A 16,674-nucleotide genomic window follows, 5' to 3' on the forward strand; every position below is an offset into this window, starting at 1 on the left:
TGTGCCCCCTGCTCTGTGTTTCTCCCTCTCACACTCTCTCCCTCTCCCCCCCCCCCCCCGACCGGTCACACCGTCAGACGGCCGACCTCCCGGGGGTCGAGGCCGGTCAGCTGCGCGATGCGCGGCCCGGAGATCCCGGCGGTCAGCGCGCGGTGCACAAGAGCCTCCCAGTCCTGGACCGTGTCGCGGAACTCCAGAAGCTCGCTCTCCATGTCCGTGACGGACTGGGGCGCACACTCCTGGTGCAGCCGCAGCGCCTCCTCCTCGCTCAGCGGGACGGGGAGACGCTCCGCGTTCTGCGGAATGAAGGACTCCGCCTCCGCGGGGAGGATTCTGACCTGCTCCGATGAGCAAGAGACTCCGTGGGCCTGCAGCCAGCCGTGGACGGCGGGTGTCTGCGCGCACTCAAGTGCGCCGACGGCGGCAAGGGCCGCGCCCAGCCGGGGATGCCGGTCAGGGAGCAGGAACAGGTAAGCCTCATCAGCCATCGTGTGACATCGCCTTCTCGATCGAACATCGGCACCCTGATGTTATCGCTCCCGAGGGCCGTCAATTCGCACTCGCCACCGACCCGTTGCACCCGCGGTTCCGCCGGTGTCCGCCCTATGCGGGCAGGTCGAGCTGCCAGGAGACGCCGAAGCGGTCGGTGACCCAGCCGAACCTGGCGCTGAAACCGTAGGAGCCCAGCGGCATCAGCTCCGCGCCCTTCTCGGCGAGTGCCTTGTACAGCCGCTGGAGTTCGGCCTCGTCCTGGCAGCGCACGTACAACGACACGGCCGGGGTGAACCCGAAGTCGTGCTGCACATAGCTGTCGATGCACATGAACCGCTGCCCCGCGAGTGAGAACGTGGCCCGCTCGACGGTGCCCTCCTCCCCCGGTCCGTCTGCGCCGTAGCGGGTGATGTCAACGACCTCGGCGTCGTCGAAGAGCGAGGTGTAGTACGTGATCGCCTCCTCCGCCCGCCCCTCAAACATCAGGAACGTGGTGATCTTCTGCGGTGCCGCGGTAGCCATCCTGTGTGCTCTCCTGGAAGTCGTGGGGTGGGCCTTCCCGGCCGGACGGCGCCCTGAGACCCGCTGTCCCGACGGTGCTGCCGAGGCTAGCCGCGCCCCGCCCGGGACCCGCTCCGGCTCACCGCCGCTTCCCTCGTTCACCGGCATGCCCCGGCCTCGGCGGTTCCGGTACGCGGGCCCGCGTGCGGGCCAGCTCCTTGAGGGCCATCCGGGCGGCGGGGGTGCCCGCCGGGGTGTGCCAGTAGGGGTGTCCGGCGATGGTCCGGGACAGCTGCAGAAGCCTTCGGCGCTGTCCGGCCGTGTCGTCCGTGGAGTCGGCGGCGAGCTGTCCGTAGGTGACGTACCAGGCGGTCTGGGCCTTCAGGAGGTCGTACGGGAAGGGGTGGCGTTCCATCCCCGCAGTAGATCGTATGTTCGATTTCTGCTCCAAACCGCACACGCGGACAAGACGGAATGAAACCACCGAAGTGGGTGTTGCCCCCCGGATGAACAGTCAGTCCGACCCCGTACCCCAGACCCCCACCGATGAGATCCCCACCGATCCCGGTTCCGTACGCGAGCGCCTCGCAGCCGAGCGCGCGTCGACCACCGAGCAGATCGCGGCCCTGCGGCGCGACTTCGACGGCATGGTCGAGGCGAACGCCCTGGTCGCGGTCGATGACGAACACGACCCCGAGGGGTCGAGCACCGCCTTCGAGCGCGCCCATGTCGCCTCGCTCCTGTCCCAGGCCGATGAGCATCTGACCGAGCTGGACCATGCGCTGGACCGGCTGGAACGGGACGACTACGGAAGGTGCGAGCAGTGCGGCGGCCCGATACCCGCGGCACGTCTGGCCGTGCGTCCGGCAACCACCACATGCGTAGGGTGCGCCGGGACGGGCCGCCGCTGATTGGGCCACCGCCGGAGCCGCCGCACCGCTCCGGTGTGCCGGCGGATCCGCCGGCACACCGTGACTACTGCGACGAGACCGAGGCCTCGGCCCGCCCCGCGGCCTTGAGCGTCAGTGTCTGCTCCGCTGCTCTCCGGGCCCCGCCGACCGCACTGCCCGTGGTGTCCGTCCAAGCGCGGGTGGGGGTGGTCTCGGCGAGCCGGTCCTTCTTCCCCGACATTCCGATGACCAGGCCGCTGTACCGGTTGACCAGCCGGAACGTGCCGGTGTGCCGTCCCGCGACGGTCGAGCCTGGGATGACGAACCACTGCTGGCCGACGTTGGGCCCACTCGCCGGCGCCCCGGTCACGCTCGGCTTTCCGCCATACGCCCGTCCGGCGTCGACGGTGGAGTCGACCCCGAGAAGCTGCCGGGTGGCCGCGTTGGCGATCCGGTACGAGCCGTCTCCGTCGGCCGTGAACACCCAGCGCCCGCGGGCGGAGCGGCTGAAGGCGGGGAGCGAGGTCGCGAGGTCCGCCTTCGCGGGGAGTTCACCGACGGACTGCTGCTGGCGGTCCGTCTTCAGCCCACCCGACGGCCCTGACCGTCAGTCCCGCTGTCGGCCTGATGGTCATCGCCTGCGGCTCAGACGGTCAGGTCCGTACGGGGCGCGGGCGCGGCTGCGGGGCGCGGATCATCGCGGACGTACCACTCGGTCGACAACAGCCGCGCCCGGTCCGCGGGGGTGAGCATGGCCAGCCGGCCCGGTAGTGCTCCGCGCCGCACTTCGCTGCGGTGCGCCAGCAAGGCGCCGACCTTCTGTTCCAGCCACGGGCCGACATCGACGGTCGCGGAGACCCACTCGTCGGGCACGCTGTACATCGTCGTGCCCGCCCGGACCAGCTCCGCGCCGAGACTCCGCACGGCGGACTGCGGATGTGTGGCCAGATACAGCGCCCGGGGCTGCCACGGTGCTCCGGCCTCGGGGTAGAGCTGCTCCAGAGCGGCGGCCCGGACCGCCAGTGCGGTCACCCGGTGGGTGTGCACATGGTCGGGGTGGCCGGTCAGCCCGCCGTAGACGTCATGGGTCACCACGATCTCCGGCCGGAACTCCCGCAGATGCACCACCAACCGCCGCACCGTCTCATCCAGCGGCGCATCGCAGAACCGCGCCTCGCCGGGGGCGGACGCGGGTACGCGGGCGTCGGCGTAGCCCAGCATCCGTGGCCGGCCCGCGCCGAGTATCCGTAGCGCTTCGGCCAGTTCCGCGGCGCGCGGGCTGTCGGCGGCCCAGGTCGCCGTCACCACTCCGGTCCGGGCACCGGCGGCCGCGTGCCGGGCCAGCACACCGCCCGCCGACAGGGACTCGTCGTCCGGGTGAGCGAAGACCGCGAGCAGACTCGGTACGGACAACGGGGCCACCTTCCGTAGCGGTTTGGACAACCAGCGGCTTGGACGACCAGCGGCTTGCACCGCTGCGGTCACCGGGAGCGCCACCGTACCGAGCGGGACGGCACCACCGCACTGGAACGCCTGCGAGCCGGGCCCGTGGGCCGTTCCCGCCGTGCCGCATTCCGTCCCGCGTTGTTTAGTGGTGCTGGTGCGGGAAACGCGGGTGCACGTCCATCCGGAACGGTCCGGACCGCACCCGTGAGATCTCGTGGCCCACGGTCAGCGAGGCGGAGGAGGAGAGCGTCATGCCAGGACAGGCACGCGGCGACGATGTGTACCAGCCGCAGGACGACGACGGCCAGGACCCGCCGAACGACGAACTCGACATGGAGAACGCACTCGACGAGCGCGACCTGGACGACCAGATGGAGGAGGGCTACTCCCCTCCCGAACGCCCGCTGGCCGTCGAGAAGTCCGGCACGACAGGGGCTGAGGAGGGCCGCGCGGAATCGCTCGACGAACGGCTCGCCCAGGAAGTCACCGATGTGCAACCGCCCGACGGTGACGGCATCGGCGACCTCGCGGAGGGCGAGGGCGAGCCTTCCCGGGAACAGACCGGCGGCGAGACGCGCGCCGGGCGGCTCAGCGCCGCGGACGATCCGCCCGGGCGGCGGACCGATGTACTCGCCGATGACGTCGGTATCGACGGTGGAGCCGCGTCGGCGGAGGAGGCGGCTGTGCACCTCGTCGACGAGGACGGCGGGGACGGCAGCGGCGAGTAGGCGAGGCGGGGACGAGTAGGCGAGGCGGGCGGGCACGGCGTTGATGGCGGGGATGGCGCGGGCCGGGAGAGCCGGGATGGCCCAGGCCGGGAGGGGCTGAGCGGACATCGGCGCCACGGTGACCGCCCTCACGGAAGCGCTACGGAAGGACCCGTACGCGGCGGACCGATGCGGACGGCGATCATCGCGACATCGTCGTTGCCGTCGTCCACCAGCCCGTGGAGAAGTTCGTCGCAGAACACCCCCAGCGGCTTGCGCGCCAGAGCCGCCGCGTGCTGCCGCAGACGGGCCAGGCCGCGGTCCAGCCCTTCGGCCCGGCGCTCGATCAGACCGTCCGTGTACAGCAGAAGCGTGGATTCGGGCGGCAGCCGTTCGATGGCCCCCGCACGGTGCTCATCGGGGTCCATCCCCAGCAGCATCCCCCGGCCGCCGGTGAGGAAGCGGGTCTCCCCTTCGCGGGTCACCAGCAGGGGCGCGGGATGGCCCGCCACCGCGTAGTGGAACTGCCAGGACTCCTCGGGCCCGGTCTTCTCGACCAGCCCGTAGATGCAGGTCAGGGTCTGCTGCGGGGAGAGGATCTGGTGCGCGGCGTCCAGCCGGGCGAGGATCTTTCCGGGTGGTTCCTTGCGGTCGCAGGCGATGCCCCGGAGCATATTCCGGGTCTGGCTCATCATGATCGCCGCCCGCAGGTCGTGGCCTGCGATGTCACCGATGATCAGCGCCAGGGCCCCGTCGGGCAGCACAAAGGCGTCGTACCAGTCGCCGCCAACCCTCGCGGTGGCCATCGCCGACTGGTAGCGGGCGGACAGTTCCAGCGGCCCGTGGTCGGGCAACTCGGGCAGCAGTGAGCGCTGCAGACGCTCGGCCGTGTGCTGCACCTCCGAGTGCAGACGCGCGTTGTCGATGGCCAGGGCCACCCGGTGGGCGAGGTCCTCGACGAGCGAGAGGCTGTCCTCGGTCAGGGCCGCCTCATGGCGGGTACGTGCCAGGGTCAGCACCCCGAAGACCTGGCGCCGGGCCCGCAGGGGGGCCACCACCGCCGTGTCGGTCGCCAGCCCCTGGAAGAGTTCCAGCTCGCGTGCGCGCAGCGGGTCGCCGACCTCCGGTACGGAGTGGAAGTCCGTGAGGAGTACCGGCCCCACTCCCTGAAGTGCACGGGCCCAGCTGGCCTCGGAACCCTCGACCGGAGGCAGGAGGCCCTCGTACAGGCCGGGGGCCGCCACCGCGGCGTCCCGGTGTTCGACGACGACTCGGCGCAGGCGTCCGCTCTCGTCCAGCAGGTCCACGGCGCACCAGTCGGCCAGCCCGGGGACCAGGGTCCGGCAGAGCCGCCGGATTCCGGTGTCCGTGTCGAGCGTGCCGGCCAGGGCTTCGGCGGCGTTGATGAGAAGCGTGAGCCGGTCGAGTGCGTGCTGCACCTCTTCGTCAACCTCGTAGGGCTCTGCCCCGTCGCCGCCGTGATCAGCCCCCTCGTGATCCGCCCCTTCATGTCCTGTCTCGTCAGGCTCTGTCTCATCGTGCACTGCCTCTTCGTGCTCTGCCTCGTCGTGCTCTGCCTCGTCGTGCTCTGCCTCGTCGTGCTCTGTTTCTTCGTGCTCTGTTTCTTCGTCCACGCGCCCCTCCCCCGGGCGGTTCTCCGGCTTCCCGGCCGAGGGGTCCCGCAGCGAGCACATGCCGACTCCTTGCCTCCGGTACGGGCGGCGGCCGGCGGAGGAGGACGGCCCGCCCTCACATTCTGCGACCCGGCGCGCGCCACGGCATGTCCGGTGGGAGGTCTGGGAGCCGGCCGGCAGCCGGGGCGGTGCTCCCTACCCGCCGCCTGCCCCTGCCCGATGGATGCCGCCTTCCAGCTCATGTCGCCGGGGACCCACGCACTCGTCAAGCGGCCCGGGAAGCGCATCACCTCGGCGGCAGCCTCCGGGCCGCCGCTTCCAGATCCGCGACGCTTCCCGACATGATCATCCGTACATGGTCGGTGATGTGCTGCGAGGGCCAGTCCCACCACGCGACCGCCATCAGCCGGGCGATGTCCCCCTCGTCGAAGCGGGTACGGATCAGCCGGGCCGGATTGCCGCCGACGATGCCGTAGTCGGGTACGTCGTCAGTGACCACGGAGCCGGCGCCGATGATCGCGCCGTGTCCGATCCGTACGCCGGGCAGCACCGTCGCACCGTGGCCGAACCAGACGTCGTTGCCGACGACCGTGTCCCCCCGGTTCGGCAGGCCGGAGAGCAGGTCGAAGTGGTCGGACCACGAGCCGCCCAGAGTAGGGAAGGGAAAGGTCGAGGGGCCGTCCATACGGTGGTTGGCGCCGTTCATGAGGAAGCGCACCCCCGTGCCCAGCGCGCAGAATCTGCCGATGACCAGCCTCTCCGGCCCGTAGTGGTAGAGCACATTGCGCGTCTCGAACGCGGTCGCGTCGTCCGGGTCGTCGTAGTAGGAGTACTCCCCGACTTCGATCAGCGGGGACTTCACCAGCGGCCTGAGCTGCACCACCCGCGGCTGTTCGGGCATCGGGTGGAGAAGCGTGGGGTCGGCGGGCACAGGCATGGCGGGCTCTTCCTCGGGATTACGGGTCGGTGGACCGCCCATGATCGCGGTGCCGGGCCCGTCCGGGACAGCGATTTACCAGCCGCGCCACCACCCGCTCGCCAACGGCGCGGACACCCATAGCCCGCTCCGGACATGGAGTCACGCTGCCACCACCTGGGCCGCGTTCCACCTTCACCGCGTCCCACGGCCGTCCTTACGGCGAGTCAGACGGCCGCGGGACCATCGGTAGGAGAGGGCGACGGCCGCGACGAGCGCCGGGACCGCGATGTATCCGGCCGCGAAGGGAGTGATCACCGCGGTGAGGACCAGGGCGGTCAGCGCGTGGACGCGGGCCCGCCCGGTCAGCAGGCGCACCCCCGCCGCGGTGCCGATGAGGTAGGTCACCAGGACGAGGGACGCCGGGAGGCCGACGATGTCCTCTGTACCCCAGCCACCGATCCGTGTGACCACCAGACCGACCGCCCCGATCCCGCCCACGGTCAGCACACCGGCCACCGGTACGCCACGAGCGTTGCGCCGCCCCCGCGGCGCCGGGAGCCAGCCGTCCCGCCCGAGTCCGTAACCCAGCCTGGAGACGGCGGCGATGAACGCGTTGGTGGTACCGAGGCTGATCACGGTGGCCAGCACCGCGGCGGCGACGGTGGCGCTGAACCCCAGTCCCGCGCCGAGCACTTGGCCGACCGCGATCCGGTCCAGCCGGTCGTCGCCGTACGTCCCGGTACCGACGACGGCGAAGGAGACACCGAGGTAGAGGACGACGACCACGGCGACGGTGGTCACTGTCGCCCGGGTCAAGTCCCTCTGTACGTCGCGGAATTCACCCGCCAGGTGAGCGACCGCCTCCCACCCCGCGAAGGCGAAGAACAGGACGACGGCCCCATGGGCGACGCCGGACAGACCGTGCGGCGCAAAAGAGGAGAACGCCGATGCGTGGACACGCCAGAGGGCGGTCAGTGTGGCGGCCAGGAGCAGCAGCGCCACACCGCCGGACAGGGCCAGCTGGACACGGCCGCTCAGCCGCAGCCCCACCAGATTGGCCCCGACCGCCAGCGCGAGGATGGCCGCCGCGAAGAGGAACGCGTCGTCCTGGTCAAGCCGGAGTCCGGCGGCGATGTAATAGCCCCCGGTCAGCGGCACGATGGTCTGGCCGACCGATCCGGCGACGAAGTAGAACCACCCGGCGAGGCCACCCGCGGTCGGTCCGAAGGCGCGGGTGGCGTAGGTGGAGATGCCCCCGGGGTCGGGGAACCGCGTGGCCAGGGCGGCGAACGTCATGGCGAGCGGCAGCCCGAGCAGCCCCATGAACAGCCACGACACCAGGGAGGCGGGTCCCGCGGCCGATGCGACCTGGCCGGGCAGGACCAGCACCCCGGCACCGAGGACCGCTCCGACGTACAGGGCGACCGCCTGTCCGTAGCCGATCGTGCCCCGTGCCGGCGAGTCCTCTCCCGGACTGCCCACGGGTGTGTTCGGCCGGGACTTCGGCCTGCCCTCTGCCGGGCGCCGAGTGGAGCTCATCCGGGTTCCTTCCCTCTCACGGTGGTCTCTCCCCCCAGATTCGGGATTCCGCACTCTCCGGACCAGTGGCACAATTGCCTTTATGCGAACGGACCTTGCCGCGCACCGCGTCGCCCTCGCCGTGACGGAGCAGGCGCCGATCTTCGAACTGGCCGTGGCATGCGAGGTCTTCGGCATCGACCGGCCCGACCTGGCGGACCCGTGGTACGACCTGCGCGTCTGCGCGGCGGCCCCCGGTACGACGGTCGCGCACGGTTTCGTCGCGGGTGGCGCCGGTGACCTGGACGACCTGGTCCTGGCGGACACGGTGGTGGTGCCCGCCTGCGCCAACGTGCACCGGGAACAGCCCGCCGAGCTGGTCGAGGCGGTCCGGGCGGCACACGCGGCGGGGGCACGCGTCGCGGCCATCTGTTCGGGCGCGTTCGTCCTGGCGGCAGCGGGACTTCTGGACGGCCGCCGTGCCACCACCCACTGGATGCATGCCGATGAACTCAACCGGCGCCACCCGGACGTACGCCTCGATCCGAAGGTGCTCTACGTCGAGGACGGCGGGGTCTACACCTCGGCCGGGACCGCCGCCGGTATCGACCTCTGTCTGGAGCTGGTGCGCGTCGACCATGGGGCCTCCGTGGCCAATGCGCTGGCCCGCCGCCTGGTGACACCACCGCACCGGGCGGGCGGCCAGTCCCAGTACGTCGAACTGCCCGCCGTGGGCCGCGACGACATCACGCTCGGGCCGCTTCTGGACTGGGCACGGGCCCGGCTGGACCGGTCGATCACTCTCGCCGACCTCGCCCGGCAGGCGAGCCTCAGCCGGCGGACCCTGGCCCGCCGCTTCGAGGAGACCATCGGGGTGCCCCCCATGCGCTGGCTCCAGCAGGAGCGCATCCGACGCGCCCAGCACCTGCTGGAGACCAGCACGCTCCCCGTGGAACAGGTGTCCGTCGCCAGCGGACTCGGCAGTGCGGCGAATCTGCGCCGTCACTTCATCCGCCGTGTCGGCCTCCCCCCTCAGGCGTACCGCCTCGCCTTCCTCGGCAGCCGTGATCCGCAGGCAGGGGCTCGGCCGGGGAACGGGACGCGGGGATAGCGGGACGGCGCAGCGGGCCTGGCCACGCTGCCTTGGCGGCGACGGCGGGGCAGCGAGGCCTGGCCGGTGGCGGGGGGCTGACGATCCCGAGCCGCGCCGCTCTCGGATCCTGCCGCTCGGGGCGGCCTACGCTCGGGGCGGCCTCCGGGCCGGGCGCCGCTCCGGCCAGTCGACGACGAGTTCCTCACCCGGCGACAGTTCGGCCCACTCCCTGGCCACCCCACAGAGTTCAGCGGCAGCGGCCAGGACGCCCTGCTCGTCCACTCGCGCGTCGGGCAGTACAGACAGCGTCTCCCGGGAAGCCTTCCGCACCTGTTCGACCGTGGTCAGCCGATGCTCGATGACCTGTTCCACCAGCCCAGCCATCAGCTCGGCGCGCGTCAGACGGTCGGCGCGGGCCCGGATCGCCCGTCGCGACCGGTCGGCCGCATGGGGTGGGCGCCGTCCGTCGAGGTGTTCCATGCTCCCGAAGACCGCGCCTGCGGCCACGGCTCCCCAGAAGCCGGTGTCGTCACGCATCCGCCGCTCCACGACGAGATGCACGAGATCGTGCGGGACACCCGCGCCCGCGACCCCCTCGTTCAACCGATAGCGCACACCATCCGAGCGCCGGACGACGCAGTAGGCCCGCCGACCGTCCGGCAGGCGAGGAAAAGTCACCTTCATAGCGGCATTGGTAGCGCGGCCCTCTGCCCCGCCACAATCGAATTCGACGGCGGCCTCTCGGGGATCCGACGCTCCCGGCGCCGGCATCGGCCCTCAGCGGAGGGCTTCGGCGGCCACGCGCAGGTCCGATACGAGTCCCGCGTACAGGGACGCGCGGTCGTCGGACCGCAGTACGGCTGACGGATGGATCGTCGCCAGGGCGCGGGCGTCGGATCCGGCCTGCCCGACCGCCCTGTCGCCGCTGCCGTCCGCAGCGGGCATCGGGAACAGGACGCCCCGGTCCTTCGTCACCCGGAAGGAAGGGCCGAACAGCGACCGGGCCGCTTTCGCACCGAGTGCCACCACCAACTCCGGTTTCACCAAGCGCAGTTCTGCCGCCAGCCAAGGGCGGCAGGCGGTCAGCTCGCGCAGGCTCGGCGGCTTGTGGATACGGCGCTTGCCCCGCCCGGCCGAGGTGAACTTGAAGTGCTTCACCGCGTTGGTGAGGTACGCCCCCTCCAGGTCGACACCGGCCTCTTCGAGCGCCTTCCGCAGCATCCGGCCCGCGGGTCCGACGAACGGCTCCCCGCGACGGTCCTCCTGGTCGCCCGGCTGTTCACCGACGAGTACGACACGGGCGTCGGAGCTTCCCGCACCGAAAACCGTCCCGGTCGTGTGCTCGAAGAGAGGGCAGCCACGGCACTCGGCGGCGGCTCTGCGGTGGGCCGGGAGACCGCCGCGTGCGGGCAGGTAGGGGGTGGCGTCGTACCCCTGCCCCGCCGGGGCATCACCATGGCCCGTCATCCCTGGGTGCCTCCTCCGCAGTGCCTCCTCGGCAGGACGGAGGCGCCCGAAAAACATAACAAGGGGCCGGTCGGGACGCGCCCGCCCGCAGCCCTCCTCCACGAGCGCCGCGGTCACATCCGCGCGAAGGTTGAGGTACGGGATCCGGGACAGGGCCACCGGGTCGGGTGACGGCGGCCTGCGTTCTCAGTCCCGTAACGGATCGGGAGGACGGTGGTGACCATGGCGCGTCCGGTGTGGAGCGGAACCCTGTCGTTCGGGCTTGTCAGCCTGCCCGTCCAGCTGTACTCGGCGACCATGAGCCACACGGTCCGCTTCCATCAGCTCCAGCGCGGGACATCCGACCGGGTCCGCAACCGTCGCGTGAACGAGCGCACCGGAGAAGAAGTGCCGCTGGACGACATCGTGAAGGGCGTCGACGCGGGCGACGAGTACGTCGTGGTCGACCCCGGGGAACTGGACGACATCGCACCCGGACGTTCCCAGTCGCTGGAGATCAGCGGTTTCGTCGATCTCGACGAGGTGGATCCCATCTTCTTCGACCGGACGTACTACCTGGGCCCGAAGGGGAAGGAGTACGAGAAGATCTACGCGCTGCTCCACCAGGCCATGGACCGGTCGAACAAGGCGGGCATCGCCACATTCGTGATGCGCAACCGCGAATACCTGGTCGCGGTGAAGGCCGAGGGCGACATCCTGGCGATGCACACGCTGCACTGGGCCGACGAAGTACGCGATCCTCATCGCGAGGTGGGGAATCTGCCGGACAAGCCGGATGTCACCGACCGGGAGATGAAGACGGCCGTGCAACTGGTCGAGGCCATGAGCATCGAGTGGGACCCCGAGGAGTACCACGACACCTATCAGGAGCAAACACGCAAACTGATCGAGGCCAAACTCGGCGGAGAGACCGTGGAGAAGGCGGAAGCACCTCCCGAGTCCACCAACGTCATCGACCTGATGAGTGCGCTGCGGGCCAGTGTCGACTCGGCCGAGGGCCGCTCCGGTGGTGCGGCCCGGAGCCGGTCCGGGAGTCGGAGCGGCAGCCGGTCCGGGGGCCGGGGCGGAGGGAAGAGCCACCGGAGCGGCAGGGCTTCGGGACAGCGGTCCGCCGCGGATCTGGAGAAGCTGAACAAGGCGGAGCTCTATGAACGGGCAACGGCCGCCGGGGTGCACGGCCGGTCGTCCATGACCCGGGAGGAACTGGTCAAAGCCCTCTCCGGCGCGACCGCCCGTGCCGGATGACGTCCCGGATGAAGTCCCGGATGTCGCCGACTTGATCTTCGGATCGAAGCCGGGTCTTTCGAGCCGAAAGTGTGCGCTTGAAGAAGAAACCAGATCTGCTTTATTGCAGGTCAGGCGACTGTTTACGATGAGACCAATTTAGTTCGTCCACATGCTGGACACTCCCCAGGCGCGCCGTCCGCCCGCTGCGAGCTGCCCGAATCTCCCCTTCCGTCATCCTCAGCGGACACGAACGTCCGAAAACCGATCAGCAAGGTGCAGCAACTCTCCGCACCGGTCAGACTCCTGTCCGCAATCAACCACCCCCTGTGACAGGAGATCTGACATGCGGCACAGCCTCAAGACGCTTGGCGTGGCGGCACTCGCGGCGGCGGCCTGCGTGACGGGCATCGCCGGGACGGCGGACGCCAGAACGACGAGCGTCTACGCCCCCTCCGCACTCGTCCTGACCATCGGCAAGGGTGACGGGGCGGCATCGACGGTCGCCCGCGCCGTCACCCTGAGCTGCGCGCCCCGGCCGCAGGGCACCCATCCGGCGAGCCGCGCCGCCTGCGACGAACTGAGCGCCGTAGGCGGCGATTTGACTCTTCTCACCGCCGCCCCGACGGAGCAGCGGTGTTCGTTCCTGTGGGCTCCCGTGACGGTGACAGCCGATGGTGTCTGGCAGGGACGGCGGGTGTCCTGGCGGGCCACCTATGGCAACGCCTGCCAGATGAACGCGGCCCTCTCGGAGAGCGCGGTCTTCAACTTCTGAGGCGTTTCATGCCGAAACAACCCCCGTTTCATCCCTTCTGATGAACAGCCGGTTTCTCCCGTGGAGCCGGATTTCGCAGCCCGCATAGTGAACAGCGCGACGGCTCCCGCTACCTGCCCTGTTGCCCAGGACGCGAACTCCCCTTTTCAGCAAAGGGTGTTCACCGACCTCCCAGGCCGCTCGGGCAGGCTCTGCCGGGGCCGTCGCGCACCGTACGGGGCGATGCCGGGCACGCCCGGCCGCCCCGTCTCCTGGCCTGACGAAAGGTGAGAGCCCATGCGGACCGAAGCGGTCAACCGGGTCAAACTCGTGTTCACCCTGTTCGACGCCGACGGCAACGGGGTCCTGGAATCCGATGACTTCAACCTGATGAGCAGCCGGGTGGCCGCAGCCGTGCCCGGAGCCGACGAGGCACGGAAGCAGGCGATGCGGGCAGCCTTCACCCGCTACTGGACCACGCTGGCCGGCGAACTGGACAGCGACCACGACGGCCGGATCACCTACGACGAGTACCAGGCGTGCGTGCTCTCGCCCGAGCGCTTCAGCGGCGCGGTCGACGCGTTCGCAGCCGGCTTCGCGCGCCTCGGAGACCTGGACGGGAGCGGTACCGTCACGCGCCCGGTCTTCGTCGGCATGATGACGGGAGTCGGCTTCGACCTGCCGAACATCCACGCCCTCTTCGACGCCTTCGAGCCCGACAGCGCCGACCGGGTGCGGGTGGACGTCTGGGAGGCCGAGATCAAGAACTTCTACGCTCCGGACAAGGGCGGTATCCCCGCCGACCTGCTGGCAACTCCACTGGCTGCCTGACGGCCGGCACGGCGGCCCGCTCCGTACGGGGCGGGCCGCCGACCGCCCCCGTCAGTGCTGGAGGACCTTGGAGAGGAATCCGGCCGCGCGGTCGGTTTCCGGGTGGTCGAAGAACCGCTCAGGCGGCGCCGACTCCACGATGTGGCCGCCGTCCATGAACACGACCCGGTCGGCCGCTCGCCGGGCGAATCCCATTTCATGAGTCACCACCAGCATGGTCATGCCCTCGTCGGCGAGATCGACCATCACATCGAGCACCTCGTTGATCATTTCGGGGTCGAGCGCCGAGGTCGGCTCGTCGAAGAGCAGCGCCTTGGGCTCCATCGCCAACGCCCGTGCGATGGCGACCCTCTGCTGCTGCCCTCCGGACAGCTCCGCGGGCCTGGCACCGGCCTTGTCCGCCAGGCCGACACGCTTGAGCAGCCCCCGCGCCCGGTCCTCGGCATCGGCCCGCGGCATCCTGCGTACCTTCAGCGGGCCGAGCGTCAGGTTGTCCAGCACGGTGCGGTGCGCGAAGAGGTTGAAGGACTGGAAGACCATCCCGACATCCGCGCGCAGCCGGGCCAGCTCCCGGCCCTCCTGCGGCAGCGGGGTGCCGTTGACCTCGATGGTGCCGGTGTCGATGGTCTCCAGACGGTTGACGCAGCGGCACAGGGTGGTCTTGCCGGACCCCGACGGGCCGAGCAGGACGACGGTCTCACCGCCGTGGACGTCCAGGTCGATGTCGTACAGAACCTGGTGCGCACCGAACGACTTGGCCACACCACGCATACGGACGACCGGCTCCGCCGAGCCCGGCGCGCCCTCCCCGGCGGTGGCCTTCGGGAAAGGAGAAGGGGAGGAAGAGGGAGAGGGGACGGGAGAAGGTGACGGCACGTCACTGCCCTCCGGGTCCGTCGTAGATGTTCCAAGGCAGCGGCGTGTAAGGGGATTCGCAGGGCAGGCCCGCGGCCACGTGGTACTCGCCTGTCGTCAGGTCCACGATGTTGGACGCGATGGTGCTCGTGCGCAGCAGGGGATCCGTCTCGGGTACCGGGTGGTTGCACACCGAGTGCGGCTGCCCGAAGTGGTCGGTGAGGCTCCGCTCGATCACCGTACGGACGTCCGCCGATGCGGTACGGTCCCGGGCCTGACGCAGCGTCGATTCGATGAGCGGGACGCGGTACAGCGAGTCGACCGAGAACGGCCGGTATGTGTGAGCGAGTTGGGGCGGTACGGGTGCCTGGTAGTGGTTGCCGTGCACCAGCAGACCGTCCTCCGGATACAGCCACTGGTGGCGGGCCGGGGTGGTCTCCAGATCGAGAGCGACGCCGTCGCGGTGGGTGAGCAGCAGATTGGTGGGGATCTGCTGGCGGGCCGTGAAGGGCACCTGGAGCGCGTCCTTGAATCCGGCCTGGTCCAGGATGCGACGCCGGATGAAGGGCTGCGGTACGCCGATCTCGTCACCGAAGCGTCCGCCGAGCCCGTTGGCGTTGAGGGCGATGCCCGCCGAGTTGGCGCCGTGCCTGCCGATCTGACCTGCTTCGACGACCATCACCACGGTCGGCAGGGGCGGTTGGACGATACGCAGGGCGACGAGTGTCTCCCCGGCGCCCGTCCGCCAGTCCCAGTTCTGTCCGCACCAGACATGCCCGTCACCCGCGGCGGGCGGCAGCAGCGCGAAGGACGAACAGCCGTCGGCGTCGGGTTCCGTGGCGTCCTCGGCGCCCGTGGCCGCTTCCGGACGGCCGGTCTCGGCGCCCATCCGGGCGAATGTCCGGTCGTAGGCGATCTCCCCGCGGGCGTTGAGCGCCATGAGGTCCAGGAGTCCGGTGCCGGCCCCTTCCGCCACACCGCGCAGCTCCTCCAGGAGGTCGGGGGCGAACTCCTCGACGCAGGGGACCCAGAGTCTGGCCCGCTTGGTGACTTCGTGCCACTCAAGACCGGGACGCTGCGCGAAGGATGCCCGGTAGAAGGAGAGCGCTGCCTCGATCTGCGGGCGGGCGGCCTCGCCGTACTGGCGTCCGCGCTCCCGGGGAGGCCCGGATATCTCGATCAGGGGGATGGGGGGTGTCTGCATGGGGCTTCTCTCCGGGGTGGCACGCTCGGCGTATGTAGCATCCGCTACGAGTCGCTCGGACGCTCGTAGCTACGGGCACCCGATAGTAGTAGTGCACACTACAGAGGAGTCAATACCCGTCATGAAAACTACTGGCCCTGGCTCCGCCCCGGCGGGACCTGGATTCCACACCCGTGTGGCCGAGCGGCTGGCCCAGCTGTCCCCGGCGGAGCGGCAGGTCGCGGAGTATCTGCGCAACCACGTGCAGGATGTCCCCTTCGCCACCGCCGAGCAGCTGGGCCAGGCCGCCGGAACCAGCGACGCCACCGTGGTGCGTACGGCCAAGGCGCTCGGTTACACCGGACTCCCTGAGCTCAAGCGGGAACTGGGGCAGCGCTTCGTCGACAGCAGCCGCCCGTCGACCGTGCGGCGCCGGGCCACTTCCGGCGACAGCGACGCGGCCCTGGACCAGATCTTCGACGAGGCGGTGGACCGCCTGCAGCAGACGCGCCGCCTGCTGGACACCACGTCGTTCGGGCGTGCGGTGGATCTGCTGGCCGGCGCCGGCGGAGTCACCGCCTTCGGGGTCGGGGCCTCGGAGCTCTCGGCCCGTCATCTCGCGCTGCGCCTGGGGCGCCTGGGGTTTCGCACCCAGGTGGCGGCGGCCACCGGCTTCCAGCTGGCCGACGCCCTCCTGCCGCTTTCGGCGGACGATGTCGTGGTCGTGTACGCGCCCGGCCGGCTGCTGACCGATGTCGAAGTGGTACTCGACCACACGGCACGGTCGGGCGCGGCGAGCATCCTGGTCACGGACTCGCTCGGCCCCGTACTCGGCGACCGGGTGGAGGTCAGCCTGACCGCGCTCCACTCCAGCGGCGGCCTGGCCAGTGAGGAGCTGGCCGCGATCACTCTCAACGACGCGCTGCTGCTGGCCGTCCAGGAACGCGACGCCGCTCGCGCGGCGGAGGCGGGCGAGACCCTCAACCGCCTGCGGGAGTCGCTGACCGGACGCGACCCCTCGGCCTATGTGCCCAGGCGTCGGGGGCGGGGGCCGGGGCCCTCCCGCCCCCCCGCCAGGGGGCCCCCGCCGGGGACCGTGGCGCGGCCCCAGCGAGGCACCCCCCCCCCCCGGCCCGGGCACCCGGGCCCCCGACCCCCGG

19 protein-coding genes are annotated in these 16,674 nt (G+C 70.7%); 7 read left to right on the plus strand and 12 right to left on the minus strand.

What is annotated here, in order from left to right:
- Positions 1-65: 65 nt before the first annotated feature.
- The 3 genes from ACFXBC_RS19325 to ACFXBC_RS19335 form a co-directional block, all read right to left on the minus strand.
- Complete coding sequence (locus ACFXBC_RS19325; RefSeq protein ID WP_385025342.1) at positions 66-488, minus strand: DUF6003 family protein; 423 nt, start codon at positions 486-488, stop codon at positions 66-68.
- A 115-nt stretch (positions 489-603) separates the two neighbouring features.
- The gene (locus tag ACFXBC_RS19330) at positions 604-1,014 is read right to left on the minus strand and encodes a VOC family protein (protein ID WP_385025345.1); all 411 of its coding nucleotides are present in this window, start codon (positions 1,012-1,014) and stop codon (positions 604-606) included.
- A gap of 118 nt (positions 1,015-1,132) precedes the next feature.
- Positions 1,133-1,408: a hypothetical protein gene (locus ACFXBC_RS19335; protein ID WP_385025348.1), complete on the minus strand. Its 276-nt coding sequence runs from the start codon at positions 1,406-1,408 to the stop codon at positions 1,133-1,135.
- A 91-nt stretch (positions 1,409-1,499) separates the two neighbouring features.
- Here ACFXBC_RS19335 and ACFXBC_RS19340 point away from each other — a divergent pair, with 91 nt between their 5' ends.
- Positions 1,500-1,904: a TraR/DksA family transcriptional regulator gene (locus ACFXBC_RS19340; RefSeq protein WP_385025351.1), complete on the plus strand. Its 405-nt coding sequence runs from the start codon at positions 1,500-1,502 to the stop codon at positions 1,902-1,904.
- A gap of 64 nt (positions 1,905-1,968) precedes the next feature.
- Here the strand turns inward: ACFXBC_RS19340 and ACFXBC_RS19345 are convergent, their stop codons facing one another.
- Both ACFXBC_RS19345 and ACFXBC_RS19350 read right to left on the minus strand, forming a co-directional pair.
- Positions 1,969-2,367: an RICIN domain-containing protein gene (locus tag ACFXBC_RS19345; protein WP_385025353.1), complete on the minus strand. Its 399-nt coding sequence runs from the start codon at positions 2,365-2,367 to the stop codon at positions 1,969-1,971.
- Positions 2,368-2,528: 161 nt separating this feature from the next.
- Positions 2,529-3,296 (minus strand): PIG-L family deacetylase, encoded by a 768-nt coding sequence (locus ACFXBC_RS19350; protein ID WP_385025356.1) that lies wholly within the window; start codon positions 3,294-3,296, stop codon positions 2,529-2,531.
- 284 nt (positions 3,297-3,580) lie between these two features.
- On the opposite strand from ACFXBC_RS19350, the gene ACFXBC_RS19355 reads away from it, so the two are divergent.
- Positions 3,581-4,057 (plus strand): DUF5709 domain-containing protein, encoded by a 477-nt coding sequence (locus ACFXBC_RS19355; RefSeq protein WP_385025359.1) that lies wholly within the window; start codon positions 3,581-3,583, stop codon positions 4,055-4,057.
- Between the two features lie 128 nt (positions 4,058-4,185).
- On the opposite strand, the gene ACFXBC_RS19360 is transcribed toward ACFXBC_RS19355, so the two are convergent.
- From ACFXBC_RS19360 to ACFXBC_RS19370, 3 genes are all read right to left on the minus strand, one after another.
- Entirely contained in the window at positions 4,186-5,670 is a 1,485-nt protein-coding gene (locus tag ACFXBC_RS19360) for a PP2C family protein-serine/threonine phosphatase (protein WP_385025362.1), read from the minus strand.
- Between the two features lie 286 nt (positions 5,671-5,956).
- Positions 5,957-6,607, minus strand: coding sequence for a CatB-related O-acetyltransferase (locus ACFXBC_RS19365; protein WP_385025365.1), 651 nt, complete (start codon positions 6,605-6,607; stop codon positions 5,957-5,959).
- 174 nt (positions 6,608-6,781) lie between these two features.
- Positions 6,782-8,128, minus strand: a complete 1,347-nt coding sequence (locus ACFXBC_RS19370) for an APC family permease (RefSeq protein ID WP_385025368.1) — start codon at positions 8,126-8,128, stop codon at positions 6,782-6,784.
- Between the two features lie 82 nt (positions 8,129-8,210).
- On the opposite strand from ACFXBC_RS19370, the gene ACFXBC_RS19375 reads away from it, so the two are divergent.
- On the plus strand, positions 8,211-9,218 hold the full coding sequence (locus ACFXBC_RS19375) for a helix-turn-helix domain-containing protein (protein ID WP_385025371.1): 1,008 nt from the start codon (positions 8,211-8,213) through the stop codon (positions 9,216-9,218).
- 126 nt (positions 9,219-9,344) lie between these two features.
- Here ACFXBC_RS19375 and ACFXBC_RS19380 read toward each other — a convergent pair whose 3' ends face one another.
- Together ACFXBC_RS19380 and ACFXBC_RS19385 are read right to left on the minus strand one after the other, a co-directional pair.
- Positions 9,345-9,803, minus strand: a complete 459-nt coding sequence (locus ACFXBC_RS19380; protein WP_385025374.1) for a hypothetical protein — start codon at positions 9,801-9,803, stop codon at positions 9,345-9,347.
- Between the two features lie 174 nt (positions 9,804-9,977).
- Complete coding sequence (locus tag ACFXBC_RS19385) at positions 9,978-10,667, minus strand: UdgX family uracil-DNA binding protein (protein WP_385025377.1); 690 nt, start codon at positions 10,665-10,667, stop codon at positions 9,978-9,980.
- Positions 10,668-10,889: 222 nt separating this feature from the next.
- On the opposite strand from ACFXBC_RS19385, the gene ACFXBC_RS19390 reads away from it, so the two are divergent.
- From ACFXBC_RS19390 to ACFXBC_RS19400, 3 genes are all read left to right on the plus strand, one after another.
- On the plus strand, positions 10,890-11,912 hold the full coding sequence (locus tag ACFXBC_RS19390; RefSeq protein WP_385025380.1) for a Ku protein: 1,023 nt from the start codon (positions 10,890-10,892) through the stop codon (positions 11,910-11,912).
- Positions 11,913-12,237: 325 nt separating this feature from the next.
- A complete protein-coding gene (locus ACFXBC_RS19395; RefSeq protein ID WP_385025383.1) occupies positions 12,238-12,666 on the plus strand; it encodes a subtilase-type protease inhibitor in 429 nt (142 codons plus the stop codon).
- Between the two features lie 276 nt (positions 12,667-12,942).
- Positions 12,943-13,476, plus strand: coding sequence for an EF-hand domain-containing protein (locus tag ACFXBC_RS19400; RefSeq protein ID WP_385025386.1), 534 nt, complete (start codon positions 12,943-12,945; stop codon positions 13,474-13,476).
- A 51-nt stretch (positions 13,477-13,527) separates the two neighbouring features.
- On the opposite strand, the gene ACFXBC_RS19405 is transcribed toward ACFXBC_RS19400, so the two are convergent.
- On the minus strand, positions 13,528-14,247 hold the full coding sequence (locus ACFXBC_RS19405) for an amino acid ABC transporter ATP-binding protein (RefSeq protein ID WP_385025389.1): 720 nt from the start codon (positions 14,245-14,247) through the stop codon (positions 13,528-13,530).
- 106 nt (positions 14,248-14,353) lie between these two features.
- Positions 14,354-15,535: a C45 family autoproteolytic acyltransferase/hydolase gene (locus ACFXBC_RS19410; protein ID WP_385025392.1), complete on the minus strand. Its 1,182-nt coding sequence runs from the start codon at positions 15,533-15,535 to the stop codon at positions 14,354-14,356.
- A gap of 121 nt (positions 15,536-15,656) precedes the next feature.
- Between ACFXBC_RS19410 and ACFXBC_RS19415 the strand changes: the two genes are divergently transcribed.
- A partial coding sequence (locus ACFXBC_RS19415) for a MurR/RpiR family transcriptional regulator (RefSeq protein ID WP_385025395.1) occupies positions 15,657-16,674 on the plus strand: 1,018 nt, incomplete at its 3' end.

The sequence above is a fragment of the Streptomyces sp. NPDC059398 genome (assembly GCF_042751845.1).
Taxonomy (GTDB): domain Bacteria; phylum Actinomycetota; class Actinomycetes; order Streptomycetales; family Streptomycetaceae; genus Streptomyces.